Below are 21,503 nucleotides of genomic sequence, written 5' to 3'. Positions count from 1 at the left end.
AGGCGAGGGGCGGCCGGCCTGCGCCGCCCCTCCTTCGCGCTTAGGTCCACCGCGTGTTCTTTCGCCGCGCCGCGGCGCGACGCCCCAGGACGCGGAGACCCGTTCTTCCGGGCGGCGCGACCGCGCCCGGGGAGGAGACCCTGGGGTGAGGATGGGGCAGGCTTTCGGGCCCGCCCCGCCTCGGGGGTCGGCCCCGAGGTAAAGGGAGACCCGCTCACGCGCGGCCCACGCGGTCCACGTTGACCGCCTTGAGGCCGCGCCGGGTCTGCATCACGTCGAACTGGACGCGCTCCCCCTCCGCCAGGGGGCGGGATCGATCCGTCTGGATCTCGTGGACGTGCAAGAAGACGTTCGGCCAACCTTCCACGGAGATGAAGCCGTACCCCTTCGCGTTGTCGAACCACTTGATGACGCCTTCCACGGTCGCGCTACCTCCTCGTCGTCTTTTCCGTGCCGGGGAGGATCCGCGCCTTCCCCTGCCGCTGGAGGTGGTGCGCGACCGCGTAGTCCAGCCGCGCCTTGTCGCCGGGGGCCTGCTTCCTCCCGTCGGCCCTGTAGCTGTTCGTCCCCGGCGCCGTGGTGCACTCCACCTCGACGGTGGTGAAGGGCACCGGCTCCCTCTTCGGAGCACGTGGGACTTGATCGTCAAGCCAGCCCATCAGTTCACCCCCTGCGCGACGGAGAACGCCTGGGGCTGCGTGACCAGCACGTCGCCGTTGAGGTAGTAGACCAGCCGGACGCCGCCGGACATTGACTTGGCGCTCCGGTCGACGTTCAGGTCGATCGAGCGCAGCAGGAGCACCACGTTGGAGAAGTCGCCGCAGAAGAGGGTACCCGCCGCGACGCCGGTGGAGACGAGCGCCGGGCAGTCGAGGATCTTCCCGCCCTCGAAGATCATCCGCTCGCCGTTGGCCGCCTTCGGTCTCTGGCGCAGCAGTTCCGCCGTCGCGGGATCCATCACCCACGAGATGGCCGTACCGTTCCCCGCCTCGACCGTCTTGAGCATCGCCGCCGCCTTCGCCAGGGAGAAGGTACCCCCGTCGGTCACGGTGACTCCGGGGGTGTTGACGATCCCCGTGGGCTGACCGTCCACGCCGGAGCCGTGGAAGGTGGCCTGGTCCGCGCCCCGGGCCAGCGCCTTGAGGAAGGACCGCGTGGCGATGCCCTCGGCCGCGCCGCCGGTGGCGACCCGCAGCTGCAGGGTCAGGTCGGCCCAGCAGATCATCGACCGCATGCGGGGGTTGATGATCCCCCAGGTCGAGGGGGTCTGGTCGCCGGGGATGTTCAACTCATCGACCCAGTAGGGCACCGGCGGGGTCTTCTCCACGGGGGTCGGGGAGAAGTCCGCCGCCGTGGCGTTGACGACGACCGCCCCGGCCTTCCGCGCCGCGAGTAGGTGGCCGAGGTACTCAATGGCCGTCATGGGTTTCGAGTCCACGAGGTAGCCGCCCCCGGTGTCGTCCACGGTCCCGAGGGCCCGCAGCCCGTCGAAGCAGACCCGACTGATGTCGCATCCGCGTTCGCCGAGGGTGTCCAGTTCGGGCCACTGCGGGATCTCGTACTTGTCCATCCCCCGTGCCAGTTCCAGGTGGGACCGCCTCTGCTTCGCCTCCTGGTAGGGCCTTGCCATGAGTTTCGCGCTCATACTCTTTCTCCCTTCGGGGTAGTTAGTGCTTCGCACAGCACGTCGAACTCGTACCGGGTGAGACTCGCCAGGAACGCCGCCCTCCGCCCCGCCTTGGCCGCGTCGAGCAGCTGGTCGAACAAGGCCGCGCCGCTGATGGGTCGCTTCCCCCCGAGGGAGCGGACCAGATCGGTCTCGTTGTAGATCACGCCTCTCGCGATCCTCATGGTTGGACCTCCTCTACGTCGAGATTTCCCCCGGCCAGTTCGTCGAGGGCCTCGTAGATCAGGGTTTGCAGGACATCGTTGACCTCGGCGTGGTTCTCCAGGCCGACGACCCTCGGCGTCGCCTTGGTGGGAATCGCCAGGAGCCGCGACCGGCAGGCCGTCACCTGGGCCGACCAGAGCTTCTCCGCGTCGTCAGCAAGGACCACTTCCCCCTGCTCCCGGGCCAGGTGGATCGCCCGCCGTTCGGCCTCGATCTCCAGGAGCCGCCGCCGCGCCGCCACCGTCCCCGGGTCCCTGGTTCCCGCCGCGCCGTCCCGGGCCAGGAGCCACTGGTGCGTCACGGCCGTGTCGTACAGGGTGTCCTTGCCGCGCCCCTGGTCCTCGTGGACCGGCAAACCCTCCTTGCGCCAGTTGGAGATGGTCCGTGGTTCGACGCCGAAGATGGCGCCGAGGCGCTTCCCGTTCACGATCTCGCCCATCTGTCACCCCCTTCCATGGAAGGCATGAAGTAAACATTCCCCCCTGTCCCTAACCGAGAAATGCGGTCCGAATATACCCCCTCGCTGGCAAGCTTAATAGGACCCGCAACCATCAGTGGACCTCCCGCGATAACTCCGCCCCGGCGGACGCCAGTTCGAACTCGACCCGCTCCGCCACGGCGTTCCGTTGTTCTTGGGTACCGTGCAAGGTGACGGTCGCGCAGTCGTGGCAAAGGACGTACGTCCCCCGGAACTGGCCCGCAGCGTCCCACCAGACGCCGACCAGGGCGCCCTCCGCCATGTGTTGGCCACAACCGGGGCAGATCACCGGGGACCTTCCTTTCCTGCCCAAGGGGCCATGCGGCGGGTTGCGGGGGGTTTCGGGGGGTTTCGTACAAGGTTCCCCCGCGAAGGACGAAGAAAGCGTATTAAGGCAAATCGGCCGCAAACCCCCCGCAACCCGCCGCGAACGGTCAAAACGGCACCTCCGTTTCCGTCGCCGGGAGCCCAACCCCGAGGTACCAGGCGGGTCCGCGCCCCCTCTCCTTGGTGAATCGCTCCGACATCCTGCGGCCGAACGCCGTGGCGGACAGGATGTCCCACCGAGGTAATCGGGCACCCTCGGCCCACGAGACGTAGGCGTCGTAGAGAACCCCGGCTTGAACCCGAAACTCGGGGCCGGTGAGACAGCCGGTAGCGAGGAACTCACTCACCGGGTCGGACTCCTCCCGGTAGGCGTCCGTGGCCGCGAGGACGCAGGCGGGGGGTTCCAAGCCGCGCCGCTGCCACTCAAGGCACCCGGCGACGGCCCACGCGAGGATCCCGGGGGCCTCCGCGATCAGCTTTCCCTCCAGGTGGCGGTCCGCCTCCTCGGGGGAGAACTGCCGCAGGAAGGGGATGATCCGCATCCTGCGCCAGAAGCCGTGCGAGTCGTCCTTGACCTTCGGGAGGTGGTTCACGCAGAGGAAGATCTTCCCCGTGGGCGAGAACGTGTAGAAGTCCTTGAAGAGGCGGCGGGCAGTGACCGGGTCGCCGCCAGAGAGGGCCTTGAGCCGCGGCTCGTTCAGCCGGGTGGTCTCGCCGGTCTCGGCGCTGGTGATCAGCCGTTTCCCCTCCAGGTCGGCAACGTCCGTGGGCACACCCGCGCGGTGCTGGTGCTCGAACGTCGAGAAGGGCGCGTTGTGCCCATACTCCCCGAGGACGTGCCGCAGCACGTTCAAGAACACGCTCTTGCCGTTGGCCCCCGACCCGTGGAGCAGCACCACGATCTGCTCGGTGGTGAGGCCGGTGAGCACGTAGCCGATCAGCCGCCACACGAAGTCGATCAGCTCGGCGTTGCCCTCGAAGATCTCGTCGAGGAACCGATGCCACCGCGGGCACGTCGCCCCGGGGATCAGGTCGCACGCCGCCCGCTTCGTGATCTTGTCCTCGCGACGGCCGCCGCGGGGTTCCCCGGTCCTCAGGTCCACGACGCCGCCCGGGACGCCGAGCAGCCACGGCTCAGCGTCCCACCCATCCCCCTGGTCGGCGATAGGCGGCAGCGCCCGGGCGAGGGCCAGGGTGGCGGCGACGCGGTTGCGGTCCTCTGACCGCAGCGCCCATCGCGCGACGGTCTCTCGCGCCTTCGTCGTGATGTCTGCCTCCGCCATCGCCGTGAAGCGCCGCCGCGCCGACTCGATGGCGAGGCGCGTCCACGCATCGTCGGGATCTTCTCGCCAATGGTGTCCAGCGAAGATCAGGTCCCGTCCGCGCCAGTGGTCGTGCCGGAGGTCCTCGCCGTACGTCGCCGCGAACAGCTCGGCGTTCCCCGCGTCCGAGAGCGGAAAGCTCACGGCCTTCGCCGGTTCGTATCGCGCAACGCTCTTCGCGATGCCCCGGACCTCTGCCTCGGGGAGAGGTGGCTGGCAGTGTGCCGCGTTGTCCTTGAGCAAGGCAGCCTCGATGACCGTTCCGGACATCCCCACCCGTCGCATCGCACCGGCCCGCTTCGTCAACGTGGTGTTCCGCATCCCTTCGGGGATCCCCTCCGAGGCGGGGCCAGGGGGAGGCGCATCTCCGGCAAGGATGTCGAAGTCCCCCAGGGCGTAGCGCCGCTCCGGGTGCGCCTCGCTGATCGTGACGACCGGTGCCGAGTCGTACTTGTGGTTGCGCGTGCCAGGCACCCGCAGGATCCGGGAGGCGTCGCACGCGTTGAGGTCGCCGCCCAGCACCTGGGCCAGCCACCGGTTGATGGCCTCGACGCGGGGGATCGCGCCCCGGCCCTCGGGGGCGGTCAGCAGCCAGTAGAGGTGCCACCCACCGCCGGTCTCGACGACGAACGTCGGCGGGAGCGGGAAGGCGTCAAGGAGCGCGGAAGCCTTCTCGCGGGGCGTGTCCTTGAAGTCCACGTCCACGTGGACCGCGACGATCTCGCGGATGCCGTCCTTGGTACCGGTCCCGTTGCGTGTCGCGACGCCGAAGTAGACGTGGTCGGAGGCGTGCTTCTCCGCGAAGTCGAAGATGTCGCCCGAGCCGCGCACGAACGCCTCCCGGGCGGGCCGCTTCCGTTGCGGGTCGATGGCGCGGAGGTTGACGTTGTGCTCGCAGCACCCGTACAGCGAATTGAAGAAGTCCGCCGCGGCCGTCGTCATCGTCCACACCTCCCGGCGTCCAGGAGGCACCTCAGTTCCTCGAACGAGGGGCGCTTGACGAAGAACTCGGCCACGTCGAAGGTGCGCCGGGGGAACTTCCTCTGGTCGAGCACCTCGCGCCACCTCATCGGCACGGTCGCGCGGCGGCCGCAGTAGGAGACGGTCACGAGGACCCGGCGCTCCTCGGGTCTTCCGGGGAAGACCTTGATGGCCTCGACGACCGCCTGTTCCGCGTTCTTCGTCGTCATCGGGTCACCCCCTGCGTGTGATTCCGCACAAAGTCGACGAGGGCCTCCTCGGTAACTCGGAAGACGCCGCGTTCGGTCTTTCTGCCAGGGGTATCCGTGGAGAAGGTGACGGCAGGGAGCTGGTTCGACCGGACGAGGGCGTAGACGGTCGGGGGTGAACACCGGAGGGCCTTGGCGACCTCGGTGATCGTCAGGAGGCGCGGCAGGTCGGCGGCGGGCATCACCGGCCACCTTCCCCGAAGAGTTCCGCCACCGGTACCCGGAGGATCTTAGCGAGTTTGGCCGCGTTCTCGTCCGAGATGGGCATGTGCCCACTCTCTACCAGGGAGTATGCCGACGGGGAGAGGCCCAACTCTCGGGCCACGTCGATCGCCCGGAGATTGGCCAAGAACCGAAGCCTTTTGAGGGAGGTAAGACCGTTGGTACGTTTCATCATCGAAACCCCCGGGCCAAACGAATTTTCCCAGCGGTCTCGGGTCTCGATGATTGTGTTACGGGAGTATCTTACGAAATTTCTTTTATGATGTAAATAACTTTTTTAATAAATTTTCACGGACTATTTTTGTTTACAAACTACGCGCCTTCGCCGTTCCCCCTGTAACCGTTTTGTCACCAGCAACCGCGCAAAGTGGGTGGAATACAGCCAAAATAAATAAAGTGAGTATCGGCACTTATACTTTATTTTTTAGATACTTTTTATTTCTACGCTATTTATGGAAAATCCTTCGAAAAGACTTCAGGGTCTAGTGCCCTTCAATGGGCGTAGGGGTTCAACTCCCCTCTTCGGCACCACGAGAACACGAGCGGGAGTCATCGAAAGATGGCTCCCGCTTTCATTTCGAGTGGTGCCGTCCGGGGGGAGTTGAACGGGTGAGGGCCGCCGACTGAATAAGGAGGAAAAGCGCGACGCACGGGAGCGCGTCAGGCCCGAACCCTGCCGCCCAGGCCGGAGCCCTGGCTGGGCGGAGGCTCAGGCGGTCAACTCCCCTCTTCGGCACTCGGAACTTAAAAATGCGCCGAAATCGGAAACCGGAGCGCGTAACGGGAATCGAACAGTAAGGGTGAGACCCAAGCGGGTATGCGAAGCGGGTTCCTCCAAAAAACCCGTAAATAACTTCCATACCGGGTCCCACCCGCTTTCATTTCCGGCCCCGCTTCTCCCGGAACGACCACTCCTAATTCCTCGGTTCCGCCGGCAGCCGGATCGTCGCAACGCAGCCGCCGTCCGGCAGGTTCCCGAGTTGGAGTGTCCCCCCGGCATCGCCGATGATGCTCCTCGCGACGGGAAGCCCCATCCCCGTCCGGAACGGCTCGGGACGGGTGGTGAACCCTTCCTCGAACACCTTCTCCTCGAGCCCCGCCGGGATCCCCGGACCGCGGTCCGCGATGGAGATCACCCAGGACGCGTCGTCCCGGGCCACTCCGATCGACAGATCCCCTCCCTTCCCTTCCATCGCCTCTGCCGCGTTGAACAGAAGCGCCAGGAGCGCGAGTCCCAGGTCGCGCCGGTCGCACCGGAGGTGGCCCGCGGGGTAGGACGCCGGCGGCGCGATGACGCACCCGCTGCGGCCGAGATCGTACCGGCTGAACAGGAGGAGTTCGGGGATCACGTCCGCCGGGTTGAAGACGTCTTCTTCCACGGGATGCGGCCGTACGTACTGGGAGAACCGCTTGACCAGCGTGGCGATCTTCTCCCCGGCCGTCAATATCTTCCCGGCGCTTTCCACGACCTTCTTCTCGTTGGAGGAGGTGATCTGGATGATCTCGGCGAATCCGATGACCACGCTCAGGTGGTTGTCCACCTCGTGGGCCACTCCCATCGCCATCCTGCCGAAGAGCGAGAGCCGGTACGTCTCGACGAGCTTCCTGTCCATCGACGATGCCCTTTCAGATCTGCATCCCGAGGACGCCACCGCGTCCCCGGCGCTTCGAATCGTACATCAGCCGGTCGGCAATATCGAGAATCTGGTCCCGGTCGGCGGAATCCGGACCGCAGGCGGCGTACCCGATGCTGCCGGTGAAGGAGAGCGCGCTCCCCTGCTCCGTCTCCAGGCGGATGGCGGAGATCCCTTCGGCGATGCGGCCCGCGATGACCGCGGCGGAAGACAGGTCGGTTTCCGGGAGGATCACGGCGAACTCGTCTCCCCCGTACCGGGCGGCGATGTCGGTTTTCCGGAGGTGCGCCCCGAGGGCCCCCGCCACCTGGACGAGCACCCGGTCTCCGAGGATGTGCCCGTGCGTGTCGTTGATCTCCTTGAAGCCGTCGAGGTCCATCATGATGACGGCCATCGGCCTGCCGTACCGGCTCGCGCGCTCCAGCTCGATGGCGAGCTTTTCATGGAACGCCCCGTGGTTGTAGAGAAGCGTAAGGGAATCCTTCTCGGCCAGCGACTTGACGAAACCGAACAGCTCGGCGTTCTCCATGGCGATCGCGAGGTACGACGCCAGCACCCGCATCGTCGGGAGGAGCTCCGGCTTGAAGGCGTTGGGGTCCGCGTGATGCAGCATCAGCACGCCGATGCTCTTCCCCTTGGTCTGCAGCGGGACGCAGAGCAGCGACCGTACGCCGCGGCGCAGCCCGCCGAAATACTGGGCCTCCGGCGAATTCCGCACGTCCGGAACCCATGCCGCCTCCCCCGTGAGGAACACCTTTCCCGCGATCCCCTCCCCCGGGGAGATCGAAGGAGAGGCGGCGTCCCTCGCATCCTCCCCGGCCGACGCCTTGGGAACCAGTTTCTTCGTTTCCTCGCTGTAGACCATGATGCAGAAATCGTTCAGGTCCAGCCGGCGCATGACGCGCTCGGGGATGATCCGGTACAGCTCTTCCGGGTCCAGGGTGCCCGCGATGACGGTGGAGACCTCCGCGATCGTCCGGAGGTACTGAACGCTGGATTCGAGGCTTGCCTGCGTCTCCTCGCGGGCGCGGATCGCCTCGCGCAACGTTGCGACCGAGCGGTTCAGGCGGGAGGTGATCGCCTCCGCCAACGGGGTGAGCGGCCCATCCGCCTGCCGGAGGGAATCTCCGTCGCCCGCCGCCACGTCCCTGCGGAGGTTTTCCACGGGCCTCACGACGAACCATTCGAGAAGCAGGTAGCTCCCGGCCGCGAGCACCGCCTCGCCGGCCGCGGCGCCTGCGAAGAACGCGGCGCGCGTTCCCCCGCTCCCGCCCGCCAGCACGGCGGCCAGAAGGGTGAGAGCGAACAGCCCGATCCAGAAAAGTGTGAAGGTTACGCGCCATCCCGGCATGAGGGGAAAGTTACCACGATTCCCGGCCGCGCGGCCCCGGAAATTTCCCCCCGGAGGGCTAAAAAACCATCCCGATGGTGAAGCTCAGCTCCGAGGGCGATTCCCCGGGACGGCGGTCCAGCTTCCACCCGTAGTCGAGACTGATCGGCCCCACCGGCGTGATGTACCGGAGGCTCAGCCCCGCGCTTTCACGGAGGTCGAACCCGCTCACAGGATCCCTCGAGCGCCAGACGCTTCCCGCATCCACGAAGGTCGCTGCCAGAAAGCCGTACTGCAGAGGGAACCGCAATTCCCCGTTCAGGATCAGCTGGTAGTTGCCCCCGGTGGGGGCCCCGTCCGCGCCGCGCGGCCCGAGGGAATCCTGGTCGAACCCGCGGACCGTCGTCCGCCCTCCCGCGAAGAACCGTCTCTGGATCGGCACCTCCGTCGTCGTCCCGTACGGCTGGATGACGCCCGCCCGGGCGGAGAGGGCGATCGAGTTCCGGCGCACGAACGGCAGGTAGTAGCCCGCCTGTCCCGTCACGGACCAGAAGTTGACCTGCGACCCGATGGCCTCGCTCCCCAGCTCGACGCCGCCGGAAAGAAACGTCCCCTTCCTCGGGTTGAACGGGTCGTCCCGGAAATCCACGACGAGGAGCGCCCGGACGCTGGCCAGGTTCGCCCTTCCCTGGTCCTCCTCCGAGATCACCGCTCCCGGCTCGACATCGACGGTCTGGTTGACCGAAAACTCGTACTGCAGGGACAAGGTGGACCTTTCCATGATCTCCCGCTGGAGCCCCGCGATCAGCGCCTCCTTCCGCAGCGAGAAGCTCGGCCGTTCCTGGAAGAGGTGGGAAGCGGACAGCACTCCCTCCCATTTCCAGCGGTCGCCCAGGACGTACGGCTCGCGGAGCTCCACCTGGTAGTTCTGCTCCCTCTGCCCGACCATCGCCCGGCCGGAGAGGCTCCTCCCGAGCCCGTCGAGGTTCCTTTCCTTCGCGTAGACCGATCCGCGGATGCCGGTCTCGGTCCCGTACCCCGCCCCGAACTCGACGTCGAGGAACAGCGTTTCGTCCACCTCGACGATGAGGTCGACCACCCCTTCCGCGGGACGCTTGATGCGCTGGAGCCGGACGCTCCTGTACAATCCCGTCGCGTATACCGACTGCTGGAACTTCAGCAGCCCCTCCTCGCCGGCGAAATCGCCCGGCGCGATGGGGTTCTCGCGCAGGACCGCGCGGGCGCGAGTCAGGACGTTCCCCTGGACGACGACGGTGCCGAGGCGGTACCGCACCCCCTCCTTGATCCGGAACCGGGCGACCGCGTTGTCGGGCCCCCCCTCGATATCGAGCTCCCCCTCGACGACCGCATCCAGGAAGCCCGCGTTCAGGTACATCGAGGCGATGGCCTCCTGGTCCCGGTCGAGGCCGATGTAATCGACGAACCGCCCCTCGCCGTTCCTCATCCGGGCGAGGAACTCTTCCTTGAGGAAGTGGTCGTTCCCCCGGAACTCGATCTTCTCGAGCCGGTACCTCGGACCTTCGTCGACGAGGACGGTCTTGACGATCCCCCCGCTCGCGTCCCACTGGTTGTCCACGCCCGCGATCTTCATCCGGATGAAGCCCTGCGTCTGGTAATACCCGATGACCGCCTTCAGGTCCCTTTCCCACTCCTCGGCGTCGTATTTCCCCGAGCCGGTGATCCAGTGGAACGGTCCCCGCTTCCTGGTGAGCATCTGCTTCCGGAGGGTCTTCTCCGAAATCGCGTGGTTCCCCTCGAACCGTATTTCCTCGATGTGCCCCCGCATCCCTTCCCGGACCGTCACGACCAGCGGTACCGACCCCTCGCTCTCCTCCCCGAGGGAGACGTCGGCTTCCGCCTCCAGGTACCCTTCGCTCCGGTAGTGCGAGAGGATCCTGTCCTTCAGCTCGTAGAGCAGGACCCCCTCGGTCGTCTCTTCTCCATCGTAGAGGCCGATCGCCTTTGCAAGCTTGTCCGGGCGGATCCGCCGGACCCCATCCCAGCGGACGTCGTAACGCTTTCCTTCGGCCACGACGACCCGGGGGCACAATCCTCCTCCCTCGCCGCACGGAGGCGCGGAAGGCTCGACGCGCACGGTCAGATACCCCGCCCGCTTGTATTCCGAGATGAGCAGGGGGAGCCCGCCTTCCCAGCTCCGGAAATCGAACGGTCCGCCGATCACCACGCCGAGGATCTCCGCGATCCGCTCCCGCGGGAGCGCGGATGCGCCGGATACTTCCAGCGCCTTCACCGTCGCGGGCTTCCCCTCCTTCACGACGATCCGGACCGCGCCGGAGCCGTTCGAAACGTTGCAGGTCGCCTCGACGGAAACCTTTCCGTCCAGGAATCCCTTCCGGGCGAGGAACGATTCCACCGCGCCGCGCGCGCCCGCCAGGTCGCCTTCCGGCAGCGGCGTGCCGCGGCGGATGCGGGATTCCGCAACGATCTGCGCGGCGGACAACGCCTTCTCCCCCTCGACGTCGATCGCGACGATGACGGGGACCGGGCGCAGGTAGAAGACCACGTCCGCCTTCCCGTCCAGCTCCCGTACGTACGCCGTCACTTCCCGGAAGACCGACTTTGCGCCGAGGCGGCGGATGGATTCCCGGACTACCTCCGGGGAGAGGGGGTCCCCCGCCTTCAGCGTGACCAGCGCGGAGAGCTCGCCGTACGACAACTGGTAAGGGGACGCCGCCTGGAAGGAGACGGAGGAAACGACCGGCTCCCCGGAGCGCGCGGCGCCGGCCAGCGAGAGCCATGCCGCGATCCCCAGGAGAACGATCCGGCTTGCCCTAATTCCGGCCATTCAACAGCCCTTTCAGGGACTGGAACCGGTACTTCAGCTTCAGGTCGCCGCTGATCTGGCCGGAGGTCGAGGCGGAAGGGCTCTGCCACCCGCCCTCCAGGTAAACGTGCTCGTGGAGGCGGAGCTCTCCGGTAGCGGAAGCCTCCGAGGAAGTGCCCACGCTCTGGGTGAAGGAGACGGACGCCCGATCCTCGAACGATTTCTTCATCACGAGCCGCGGTTCGAAGCTCTGCGTGGTCTGCGAGAAGCCCGTCTCGATGGTGAACTTGTCGAGCCCCACCGCGCCGCTGATCTTCTCGTCCACCCCCCCGATGCTGCCGATGGCGATGGCCGCCCCTCCCGCGGGCCCGATGCTGCTGGAGGGCCTGGCCGTCGGGGAGAGGAGCGCCTGCGTCGTGACGCCGAACGACAGGAGGCTCACGATGTCGGTCCGTCCCAGCGGCGGATCGGAGGTGAAATCAACCTCGGGCTTTTCAAGGGTGCCGGTGACGAGCACGGCGATGGTGTAGTTGCCCTTCCGGGTTTCGGCCCGGGCGTCCAGGCGGGGATTGAGCCGGCGCGGGTCCTGGAAATCCACGGTGAGCCGCTTGATCTCGTAGCGGTTCCCGTAGAATTCCGCGGACCCCTCGTATGCGTCGAAGGAGCCGAGGATGATCACGTTCTCGGCGTCGCCCTGCACCTTGAACTCCCCGCTGGCGCTGATGTCCGCCACGTTGTTCCGGATCCGGATCGTCCGGTCGGCGATGGCGTCGATGTCGAGCCGCACGCGGAATTCGGATTTTTCCCTGCGGGCGGAGACGTCCGACATCCTCCGGCGGAAGTCTAGCAGCGCCCGCTCGGGATAGATGTTCTTGGTGTACCGCGCGGACTGCACCTCTACGTCTCCCGTCACCAGGAAATCCATCACCGGGCCGATCAGCTCTACGTGCCCCTGCAGAACGGGACGCAGCTCCTGCGGGTAGGGATACGCCATGTCGAAGAAGTCCACCGAGAAGAACAGCCGCTGGCCGGCATCCACGTTGAGGGGAACCTCGCCCCAGCCGTCGATGTAGCCGCCGCCGCTTCTCCCCTCGAAGTGCTCGAAAACGATCTTCTCCCGGCTGAGGACCGCGTCGGCCTTCAGCTCCTCGAACTGCTGCGCGTATCCGCGGAAGGAAAGGACCCCCTTCTCCAGCCGCCCCGCCCCCACGATCACCGGATCTGTAAGATTCCCGGTGACCCGGACCTCCAGGGTCATGACCCCGTCGAGCCGGTCGAATACGCCAGGGACGGCGAGGCGCACCACTCCCGCGGGGAGCTTGCCGTCGATCCGGGCGTCGATGTCGCCGCTCCAGGAAGCCTTTCCGGAAATCCGTACGGGGGAGCCGGCGGCGACCAGCGTTCCGCCCTCCCATCTCACCCCCTCGGGGTCCATCGATGCCTCCAGATCCTTTCCCGCCAGCTCCCACCCTCCTTCCCGATACGTGAGCGAGTCGACCCGGATCGATCCCCTCGTCCGGTCGAGCGCGCGGAGCGCCCCCTCGACCCGGGCCTGCCCGCGGACGGAGAAACGGCGCTTCTCGTCCCGTGAGGCGGCGGCCGTCGAATCGCCGATGGTAAAGGGGCCCTCCAGCCGGAACCCGAACGGCTCCCGCAGCGCCAGCATCCATTCGAGACGGGTGTCGGGTCCGGCGGTGATCAGCTCTCCCGAGAGGACCTCCCCGTCGCGGATGCCGGATGCCCGGATCTCACGGAAGCGTACCGACCCCGCGGCGGGGCCCTCCGCGCGCAGCGACGCGCGCAGCGACGGGAACATCTCCGGGGAGACCGGCCTGCCCGCCGCGAGATCCCTCAGGAGCACGGTCCCTTGACCCTCCGCCGACCACGTCCCTTCGGCAGAAATCGAAGGCCGCCCTGCCGCGGCCATCAGGAAGGACGTCGGGAGGGATGCAACCGAGAGCGCGAATTTCGCGGGCCACTCCCCTCCGCTCCGCACGTTGCCGGAAAGCTTTCCACGGGGGGAGGCGGTCTCGATGACGAACGCGCCGTTGTCCGCGCCCAGCGTCCCTTCCGCCCGGACTCCGGAGATCCTTGCGTCGCCGATAGAGATCTCCCGCGATTCCGCCGCGACGATCGGGAACTCCCAGCCTCCCGGGCCTCCGCGCGCCTCGATCCGGGCGTCCACGATCCCGTCCACTCCGCCGATGCCGCGTCGGGGAAGGAAGGACAGCGCCTGGGAGATCCGCAGACCGGCGATCTCGGCGGACGCCGCCGTCGCCTCCCCGGCGGCGCCGTTCGCGCCGGCGCGGACGAGGCCGTCCCCGACTTTCCCCTCGCCTCGAGCCGCCCAGCGGTCCCCCTCGCCTGTCCTGCCGTATTCCCCCTCCGCGCGCACGGAAGCCAGCGGGATGCCGCGGACCACCGCCTTCTTCGAACGGATCCTTCCGGAGAGATCCAGCCGGCCCGGCGCGAGCTCGATCCTGCCGTCGGCGTCCGCCGATCCCTTCGCACCGTCGAGATATTCCCGGACCGTTCCCGGCTCCTCCCCGAGGGACGCCAGGATCGCGGAGACCCACATTCCCGCGTCCGCGAGCTCGACCTCCCGGGCGGTGACGGCGATGTCGGCCCGCGCCTTGGCCGGTTCCGACAGCGACTCCGCCGTCCCGACGGCGGTGATCTTGAAGGAGTCCGACGGGACGTCGGCGACGAAGTGGAGCGCCTCCGACGGGACGCCGTCGAGCTTCGCGGCAAGCGGAACCGGAGGCAGCGACCAGCCTTTCAGCGCGGGAACCCGAAGGGAAGCGGAAGTGCGGAGGCGGCTTGCGGGACCTGCGATCTCCCATTCCCCCGCGATTCCGTCCCACGATACGGGATACGCGATCCCGTAATCGCCCGCCTTCCCGGCGGCTGCCTGCGCGGTCCCGCGGAGACGGAGCTCCCTCCCCTCCGTCCGGAAATCCCCCTCTCCCCGGACCTCCGCCCGCCCGGCCTTCAGGAGAAACGATTCCGCACGTACCGTCTTTCCGTCGATCCATGTCGCGGCGATCTCCGCCGAAAGCGGCGCGCGGAACCGGAATCCTTCGCCGTCCCGCTCCGGGAGGCGCTCCACGCCCTCGGGGAGGGTCAGCGACGCCTCCCCCCGCAGCCGATCCGGCGTTCCGGATACGGACAGGGAGAGATCGGCCGTACCGGAGAACCGCAGGGGGATCCCGAGCTCTTTCCAGGGGACGGCGGCGAGGGAGAAGCGGCGCAGCGACCCCCTCCAATCCACGGCCGCCGTATCGATGCGCCAGGAGCCCGCGGCGTCCGCGTCGCCGCCCAGCAATTTCGCATGGGCGCGGTCAATCCGCGCGACGCGGCCCCGGAGCGACAACGACGCCTCGCCTTCCTCGACGGAGGTCCCCTGGAAGTTCCCCTTCCGCAGGACGATCTTCGCCCCGCCTTCCGGGTCGTCCCAGGGCCCGGAAGCGGCGGCGGAGAACTCCACCTTCCCGCTTCGGACCGCGAGCCGGGCGAATCCCGCTCCCGGAAAGCCGCCGGCGATCCACTTCGCGAGATCGACCTCTCCGGACAGCTTTCCTTCCGCGAGGCGTTTGTCCGTTTCGAGGAAGCCGGAGAGCCGGACCTCGGACGCGCCGCCCCAGGCCCGGGCCTTGCGGATCTTCAGGACGCTTCCCTTCCGGACGATCTCCGCCTCCATCGACGGATACGGCCACGCCGCGATCCCGTCGCCCGGAACCGCGATCTCCCCGGAAATGTTCGCAACGGAGGCATCGACCCGGGTTCCGAGAAACCTCCTTTCCCGAACCCTCAGCTCCCGGACGACCGCATCCAGGCGCCGGACCGGCCCGAGGGGGCCCACCCTCACCGTGCCGTCGACGAGGAGAATTTCGGGGAGCATCCCGGCATCCCCTTCCTTTTTCGCGGATTCGCGAAGCCGTTCGTAAAGCGCGCGGTTCCGCTCGCCCGCTTCGATCCGGTAGTTGCGGATCCGGATCCGGGACACCGGCAGCTCCCCTCGCAGGAGACGAAGCGGCGACAGCGAGACCTCCACGTCGCCCGCCCGGGCCAAGAACCGGTCTGCGGCCTCGTCCCGGATCTCGAGGTCGTCCATGGAAAGGTACAGATGGAGGAGGTGGAACCTCAAGCCCCCGTGGCGGATGCCCAGCCCGTACCCGGCGGCGGCCGAGACGATCTCCTCCTCGACCCCGCGCAGTTTTCCGGGGATCCAGATCGACAGCCGCCACCCGGCCCATGCCAGGAAAAGAAGGAGGAGAGCCGCGACGAGCCCCAGGATCCATCGCTTCGACATGGGGTAATTATAATGGAGTAATTATCGAGGGATAGCCCCGAAAGCAAAAGACGCCGGCCCATCGGGGCCGACGCCTTCGCTGTTCGAACCGGGATGCCGCGTCCGCGGCGGAATCGTCGATTGGAGCGGGCGACCGGATTCGAACCGGCGACGTTCAGCTTGGGAAGCTGACATTCTACCCCTGAATTACGCCCGCGCGCCTTTTGTAACCTTTACCACAATCGAAACCGGGATTGCAACGTCATGCGACGGATCAGGAGCGGTACCGCTTCGCCCGGGCGTCCACGTCGCGGTATCCCGGAAACTCTTCCGCGATGGAAAGGAAGATCCTCCCCGCCTCCTGCTCCCGCCCCTGCCGGGACAGCAGCAGTCCCTGGTGATACCGCAGATCGCGCCTTTGCTCGGGAGAGACCGTCTCTCCCGATATCGCTTCCTCGATGGCGGCGACCGCCCCTTCGCCGTTCCCCGTCTCCATCAGGGTATCGGCGAGCAACGAGGCCGCTCCCACCAGGAGATCGGGCCTTCGCATCGCCAGCCGGAACTCCTTCTGCGCCTCCTCGTGCAGTCCCATCTCCTTGTACGCGATCCCGAGATTGTAACGGGTCTCCAGGTCGGAATCGCCGATCTCCTCGTGCACCTTGGCCTGCAGCCGGCCCAGCGCATCGCGGACGAGTTCCTCGTCCTCCGTGCCTTCCTCCTCCGCCTTCTCCTCCGCCTTCTCCTCCGCCGGCGCGGCGGATGGAGCGGGAGGGGGCGCTTCCTGCGGGACGGCGGCGGCCTCGGCGCGCTTCCGATGGATCTCCGCGAAGGAGAAAGCGCCGGTCTCCGCCGGGCTCCATCCCTCCCGGATCGCCCGGGTGACCTCGCGCATCTCCGATACGCGCTCCTTGTGCCCGAGCTCCTCCTCGTGCTGGATGACGCGCGCCAAGATCGGCATCCCCTCGTCCGGCATCCCCACGGAGATCCACAGGAACCCGCACGGCTCCAGGATCGCGAGGTCCCTGTCCGCCTGCGCCGCGATGGCGCGGAGGCGCTCCGTGAACTCCGCGTACATCCCGGTGCTCACCGTGCCCGGGACGGCCTTCCCCAGCTCGGCCAGAGCTTCCAGCAGCTTCCTTTGGCCGCGGTACACGTCGGAGATGTAGAAATGAGGAAGCGGGTTCCCCCGGATGTATTCCGCCATCTGTCGGAAGAAATCGAGGCGCTGCTCGTCGGTCGTGAACCGGCCGGCCTCCCCGGCGATCTTCCGCAGCTCGGTCTGGGCGTCCGCGGAGAGCCCCTCGGCCGCGAGCAGCCGGATGAGCCACTTCTGGAAGTCGTTGTTCCTCGGGTCGTGCTTGAGCATCTGGCGCAGGACCGCGATCGCCTTGCCGGCGAATCCGTCCTTCTCGTAGAGGACCGCCGCGCGGGCGAGCTGGTCGAGCCCTTCCACCACCTCCCCGGTCCGCATCAGGAAGATGCCGAGCTTCTGCCGGGCCTGGGGATCGTTGGGCGACGTCTGGACCTTCCGGGACAGCGAGGCCCGGTCTTCCTTGTCCTGGGAAGAGAACGCTTTCTTTATGGAATCGAAGATGCTCACCCTGCCCCCCATGCCCTCCGCGTCACGGCCGCTGCTTCTCGAGGAAGTTCGTAGAGAGCCTGGCTTCGACGAAATCGGAATTCACCAGGATCTTCTTGTGGAAGTCCACCGTGGTCCGGACCCCCTCGATCCGGACCTCGTCGAGGGCGCGCCGCATCCGCATGATGGCCTCGTTCCGGTCTTCGCCGTGCACGATCAGCTTCCCGAGAAGGGAATCGTACGTCGGGGGAACGGTGTACCCCGCGTAGATCGCGGTGTCGACCCGGACACCGAACCCGCCGGGGAAGGAGCACGAGTGGATCGGACCGGGGAACGGGAGGAACGTCTCGGGATCCTCGGCGTTGATGCGGACCTCGATGGCGTGCCCCCGCTGGACGATGTCCTGCTGCGAGAAGCGGAGCTTCTTGCCGTCCGCGATCCGGACCTGCTCGCGGACGATGTCGATCCCCGTGATCATCTCCGTGACGGGGTGCTCCACCTGGATCCGGGTGTTCATCTCGAGGAAGTAGAATTCCCCGTCGGGGACGTACAGGAACTCGACCGTGCCGACGTTGTCGTACTTCACGCCCATCGCCGCGTCCACGGCCGCCTTCCACAGCGCCTTCCGGGTCCTCGCGGGAAGCCCCGGGGCGGGCGCCTCCTCGACCAGCTTCTGGTGCCTGCGCTGCAGGGAGCAGTCGCGGTCGCCCAAGTGGATGACGTTGCCGTGGCGGTCCCCCATCACCTGGACCTCGACGTGTCGCGCGTTGTCGAAATACTTCTCGATGTAGACGTCCGGGACGCCGAACGCCGACAGCGCCTCCGACTGCGCCGTCAGGAAGGCGTTGATGAAGGAGGCCGGGCTGTGGACGATCTTCATTCCGCGCCCGCCCCCGCCGGCGGCCGCCTTGACGATCACGGGGAATCCGAGCTCCTTGGCGATCCGCAGACCCTCGTCCTCTTCCGTGATCGCCTGTTCGCTCCCCGGCACGACGGGGACCTTCGCCTTCTGCACCGCCCTGCGGGCGGCGATCTTGTCCCCCATCAACCGAATGGCTTCCGCGGAGGGCCCGATGAACCGGACGCCGTAGTTCTGGCAGATCTCCGCGAATCCCGCGTTCTCCGCCAGGAATCCGTAGCCGGGGTGCACGGCGTCGGCGTCGGTGATCTCGACGGCGGACAGGATCGCGGGGATGTTCAGGTAGCTCTCCGCGCTGGGCGGCGGCCCGATGCAGACGGACTGGTCGGCCATCTTCACGTGGAGGGCGGACCGGTCGGCCGTGGAATGGATCGCGACCGTCTTGATGCCCATCTCGCGGCACGTCCGGAGGATCCGGACGGCGATCTCCCCCCGGTTGGCGATCAGCACCTTGTGGATCATGCCGTCCCCTTACTCCGGAAGGACGTGGAACAGCGGCTGGCCGTACGCCACCGGCTGGGCGTTCTCCACGAGGATCGCGGCGATCGTCCCCGTGGTGTCGGACTCGATCTGGTTCATGATCTTCATCGCCTCAATGATGCACAGGACCTGTCCCTTGACCACGCGGGTCCCGACTTCGACGAACGGGGACGCGTCGGGAGCCGGCGCGCGGTAGAAGGTCCCCACGATCGGTGAGACGATCTCCTTGTGGGCGGGCTTCGCGGGGGCCGCCTCGAAAGCCTTCGCCTCCGAAGCTTCCGCGGGCCGCGCGGCGGCCGAGGCGGGGGCCTGCGCGGGCGCCGGGGCATAAAGGACGGGAGGCGATCCGCGCCGGACCTTCAGCGTCGTCTCCCCCCGCCCGAGCTCGAACTCGGTCACGTCGGATCCCTTCAGCAGATCCAGGATCTCCCGGATTTCCTTAAGGTTCATGAGACTCCCCTCAAACCCGCTCGATATAGGTGCCGGTTCGCGTGTCCACCTTGATGACATCTCCCTCGTTGAGGAACAGCGGCACGAGCACCGTAGCCCCGGATTCTAGCCTGGCGGGCTTCGTCGCGCCGCTCACCGTGTCTCCGCGGACGCCGGGCTCGGTCTCCACGATCTTCAGGTCGATGAAGGTCGGGATGTCGATGCCGATGGGCTCCCCCTTGTAGAAGAGGATCTTCACGGGAAGGTTCTCGATCAGGTAGTTCCCGGCCTCCTCCACGTGGTCCTGGTCGAGGTAGATCTGCTCGTAGGACCGGTTGTCCATGAAGTGATACTGGTTCTCCATCCTGTACATGAACTGCATGTCGCGCTCTTCGAGGTCGGGCTTCTCGACCTTGTCGCCGCTGCGGAAGGTGTGCTCCAGGACCGCGCCGGTCTTGAGGTTCTTCAGCTTCGTCCGGACGAAGGCCCCGCCTTTCCCGGGCTTTACGTGCTGGAAATAGACGATCACGTACGGACCGCCTTCGAACTCGATCTTCAACCCGTTCCGGAAATCGGACGTCGTATACATCCTTCTTCGTGCCCCCTCAGATCATTGGCGCGGCCGTCTTGGGCAGGAACGTGATCCGCTCGACGCCCGTGCCGGTGACCTTCGCCGTATCTTCGAGCCGGACGCCCCCGATGCCGGGAAGGTACAGGCCGGGCTCGACGGTGACCACCATCCCCTCCTCGATCCGGTCTTTCGACCTCGGCGAGAGGGCCGGCCGCTCGTGGATGTCGATCCCGACCCCGTGTCCGGTCGAATGAACAAAATACTTCAAATATCCCGACCGGTCCAGCGATTCCCGCACGCGTTCGTCCACCTTCCGGCACTGGATCCCGGGGCGCAGCGCCGACAGCCCGGCCTCCTGCGCGCGGCGGACCGCGTCGAACACCTTCCTCAGCGGCCGGCGCGGCCGTTCCGGCAGGATCGTCACCGTCTCGTCGGAACAGTACCCGTTCCTTCTCGCGCCGAAATCGAGGATCAGCGGCCCGTTTCCCCCGATCGGGTTCCCCGACGGCGACGCGTGCGGCATGGCCGAGCGCGGCCCGTCGGCGACGATCGGCGGGAAGGAAACGGCCTCGGCGCCGCGCCGCTTCATCTCCCGCTCCAGGTCTGCCGCCACGTCGCGCTCAGGCTTCCCCGCGACGCCGCCGGACAGCACCGAGAGCAGCGACGCCGCGGCGGTCGCGGCAGCCGCCTCCATCGCGAGGATCTCGTCGGGCTCCTTCCTCATGCGGAGCGGCTCGACGAGGTCCTTCCCGGAGATCCAGCGGTCCGTCCGCCCGCGGGCGATCCCGCGGAAAACCTCCATCGTCAGGAAGGCCGCTTCGTACCCGATCCGGCGGGCCCGCGCGGAGCGGATCCTCCGTGCGGCCTCCGCGAACTTGCCGGCGGACACGACGACGACCTCCGCCCCCCGCACCTCCTCGCGCGCCTGGACATCGTACCTGCCGTCGGTCAGCAGGAACGCCCCCGACGGGAGGACCAGCAGGGCCGCGTCGCTGCCGGTGAAGCCGGTCAGGTACCGGACGTTCGAGAGGCGGACGCTGAGGTAGGCGTCGAGGCGTCTCCTCCTCATCGATGCGTGGAGGAGGTCGAGCCGGGTCTCACCCGCGGGCACGCGCCGCCCCCTCCCGCAATATGTGCAGGAGCGCATGGAGCGCGAGGACGTAGCCGTAGCCGCCGATCCCGCAGATCCGTCCAGCGACGACGTCCTCGACGAGGGAGACCTTCCGGAACCCCTCCCGTTTCGAGGGATTGGAGAGGTGAAGCTCGATGGCGGGCAGGCCGCAGTAGACCAGCGCGTCCCGGATCGCGACGCTGGTGTGGGTGTACCCCGCGGGATTGATCACGACACCGTCGGCATCCTCCCGCGCCGCCTGGAGCCGCTCGACGATCTCCCCTTCATGGTTCGACTGGAAGAAGGAGACCGCGGCGCCCTCCTTCCGCGCGGCGAGCGACACGGCTTTGCGGATATCGGACAGCGTCCGGCTTCCGTAGACCGACGGCTCCCGCATGCCCAGGACGTTCAGGTTGGGGCCGTCGACGAAGAGGATGCGGAGGGCGCGCCCCTTCACAGCATCTCCCGGGTCCGCCGTGCGGCCTGGCGCAGGAGGAATCGGCACCGTCCGGGTATGACCGAGCCGGTGGTCACGGCCACCAGCAGGTAGTCGCCGGTAACCTTCCGGATGAAGACATGGCCGCGGTCGCCCGCGATGGCGGCCTCCCGCCCCTCGCCCAGCGCGTTCTCCCCGGCGATCCGCTCGGACTCCCGGAAGAACTGCACGGCCTCGGCGCACAGGGCGGACAGGTCCTGCGAATCCCCCGGGGCGTGCCACTCCTCCACCGTAAGCCCGTCCGACCCCACGACCGCCCCGGATGTCACCGCCGGGTCTTTCCTGTGAATCTCTTCAATGATGTCTCGAAATGTCATAGCCGAACTCCTTCGCGGTCATTTCGAGGAACGCCGAGAGCTCGGATTCCGCCGGCTGTTCCCCCCCGTGC

General features: G+C 67.3%; 21 protein-coding genes and 1 tRNA gene. All 22 read right to left on the bottom strand.

The window, feature by feature from the left end; genetic code table 11:
- Positions 1-214: 214 nt before the first annotated feature.
- A complete protein-coding gene (locus AB1346_00475; GenBank protein ID MEW6718907.1) occupies positions 215-421 on the bottom strand; it encodes a cold shock domain-containing protein in 207 nt (68 codons plus the stop codon).
- Positions 422-428: 7 nt separating this feature from the next.
- Entirely contained in the window at positions 429-659 is a 231-nt protein-coding gene (locus AB1346_00470) for a hypothetical protein (protein MEW6718906.1), read from the bottom strand.
- Entirely contained in the window at positions 659-1,645 is a 987-nt protein-coding gene (locus AB1346_00465) for a phage major capsid protein (GenBank protein MEW6718905.1), read from the bottom strand. The genes AB1346_00470 and AB1346_00465 overlap by 1 nt, the downstream gene beginning before the upstream one ends.
- Positions 1,642-1,851, bottom strand: a complete 210-nt coding sequence (locus tag AB1346_00460; GenBank protein ID MEW6718904.1) for a hypothetical protein — start codon at positions 1,849-1,851, stop codon at positions 1,642-1,644. Before AB1346_00460 ends, AB1346_00465 begins: the two co-directional genes overlap by 4 nt.
- Positions 1,848-2,330 (bottom strand): terminase small subunit, encoded by a 483-nt coding sequence (locus tag AB1346_00455; protein ID MEW6718903.1) that lies wholly within the window; start codon positions 2,328-2,330, stop codon positions 1,848-1,850. The genes AB1346_00460 and AB1346_00455 overlap by 4 nt, the downstream gene beginning before the upstream one ends.
- A gap of 112 nt (positions 2,331-2,442) precedes the next feature.
- The gene (locus AB1346_00450) at positions 2,443-2,631 is read right to left on the bottom strand and encodes a hypothetical protein (protein MEW6718902.1); all 189 of its coding nucleotides are present in this window, start codon (positions 2,629-2,631) and stop codon (positions 2,443-2,445) included.
- 172 nt (positions 2,632-2,803) lie between these two features.
- The gene (locus AB1346_00445; GenBank protein MEW6718901.1) at positions 2,804-4,960 is read right to left on the bottom strand and encodes a phage/plasmid primase, P4 family; all 2,157 of its coding nucleotides are present in this window, start codon (positions 4,958-4,960) and stop codon (positions 2,804-2,806) included.
- Entirely contained in the window at positions 4,957-5,208 is a 252-nt protein-coding gene (locus AB1346_00440) for a hypothetical protein (GenBank protein ID MEW6718900.1), read from the bottom strand. Before AB1346_00440 ends, AB1346_00445 begins: the two co-directional genes overlap by 4 nt.
- A complete protein-coding gene (locus AB1346_00435) occupies positions 5,205-5,429 on the bottom strand; it encodes a helix-turn-helix domain-containing protein (GenBank protein MEW6718899.1) in 225 nt (74 codons plus the stop codon). The genes AB1346_00440 and AB1346_00435 overlap by 4 nt, the downstream gene beginning before the upstream one ends.
- Entirely contained in the window at positions 5,429-5,644 is a 216-nt protein-coding gene (locus AB1346_00430) for a helix-turn-helix transcriptional regulator (GenBank protein MEW6718898.1), read from the bottom strand. The genes AB1346_00435 and AB1346_00430 overlap by 1 nt, the downstream gene beginning before the upstream one ends.
- A gap of 739 nt (positions 5,645-6,383) precedes the next feature.
- Positions 6,384-7,082: a HAMP domain-containing sensor histidine kinase gene (locus AB1346_00425; protein ID MEW6718897.1), complete on the bottom strand. Its 699-nt coding sequence runs from the start codon at positions 7,080-7,082 to the stop codon at positions 6,384-6,386.
- 13 nt (positions 7,083-7,095) lie between these two features.
- The gene (locus AB1346_00420) at positions 7,096-8,454 is read right to left on the bottom strand and encodes a sensor domain-containing diguanylate cyclase (GenBank protein MEW6718896.1); all 1,359 of its coding nucleotides are present in this window, start codon (positions 8,452-8,454) and stop codon (positions 7,096-7,098) included.
- Positions 8,455-8,512: 58 nt separating this feature from the next.
- On the bottom strand, positions 8,513-11,260 hold the full coding sequence (gene bamA / locus AB1346_00415) for an outer membrane protein assembly factor BamA (protein MEW6718895.1): 2,748 nt from the start codon (positions 11,258-11,260) through the stop codon (positions 8,513-8,515).
- Positions 11,247-15,551 (bottom strand): translocation/assembly module TamB domain-containing protein, encoded by a 4,305-nt coding sequence (locus tag AB1346_00410; GenBank protein MEW6718894.1) that lies wholly within the window; start codon positions 15,549-15,551, stop codon positions 11,247-11,249. The genes bamA and AB1346_00410 overlap by 14 nt, the downstream gene beginning before the upstream one ends.
- 121 nt (positions 15,552-15,672) lie before the next feature.
- Positions 15,673-15,747, bottom strand: a tRNA-Gly gene (locus tag AB1346_00405).
- A gap of 57 nt (positions 15,748-15,804) precedes the next feature.
- Positions 15,805-17,142, bottom strand: coding sequence for a tetratricopeptide repeat protein (locus tag AB1346_00400; protein MEW6718893.1), 1,338 nt, complete (start codon positions 17,140-17,142; stop codon positions 15,805-15,807).
- Positions 17,143-17,152: 10 nt separating this feature from the next.
- On the bottom strand, positions 17,153-18,490 hold the full coding sequence (gene accC / locus AB1346_00395) for an acetyl-CoA carboxylase biotin carboxylase subunit (GenBank protein ID MEW6718892.1): 1,338 nt from the start codon (positions 18,488-18,490) through the stop codon (positions 17,153-17,155).
- Between the two features lie 9 nt (positions 18,491-18,499).
- Positions 18,500-18,958: an acetyl-CoA carboxylase biotin carboxyl carrier protein gene (gene accB, locus AB1346_00390; GenBank protein MEW6718891.1), complete on the bottom strand. Its 459-nt coding sequence runs from the start codon at positions 18,956-18,958 to the stop codon at positions 18,500-18,502.
- Between the two features lie 10 nt (positions 18,959-18,968).
- Positions 18,969-19,526 (bottom strand): elongation factor P, encoded by a 558-nt coding sequence (efp, locus tag AB1346_00385; protein MEW6718890.1) that lies wholly within the window; start codon positions 19,524-19,526, stop codon positions 18,969-18,971.
- A gap of 16 nt (positions 19,527-19,542) precedes the next feature.
- Positions 19,543-20,619: a Xaa-Pro peptidase family protein gene (locus AB1346_00380; protein ID MEW6718889.1), complete on the bottom strand. Its 1,077-nt coding sequence runs from the start codon at positions 20,617-20,619 to the stop codon at positions 19,543-19,545.
- On the bottom strand, positions 20,606-21,076 hold the full coding sequence (aroQ, locus tag AB1346_00375; GenBank protein ID MEW6718888.1) for a type II 3-dehydroquinate dehydratase: 471 nt from the start codon (positions 21,074-21,076) through the stop codon (positions 20,606-20,608). Before aroQ ends, AB1346_00380 begins: the two co-directional genes overlap by 14 nt.
- The gene (locus AB1346_00370) at positions 21,073-21,384 is read right to left on the bottom strand and encodes a hypothetical protein (protein ID MEW6718887.1); all 312 of its coding nucleotides are present in this window, start codon (positions 21,382-21,384) and stop codon (positions 21,073-21,075) included. The genes aroQ and AB1346_00370 overlap by 4 nt, the downstream gene beginning before the upstream one ends.
- Between the last annotated feature and the right edge of the window lie 119 nt (positions 21,385-21,503).

Source organism: Thermodesulfobacteriota bacterium (assembly GCA_040758155.1).
Taxonomy (GTDB): Bacteria; Desulfobacterota; Deferrimicrobia; order Deferrimicrobiales; family Deferrimicrobiaceae; genus UBA2219.
Note: the sequence above shows the minus strand (reverse complement) of the source record. Positions and strands in the feature narration are given on the sequence as shown.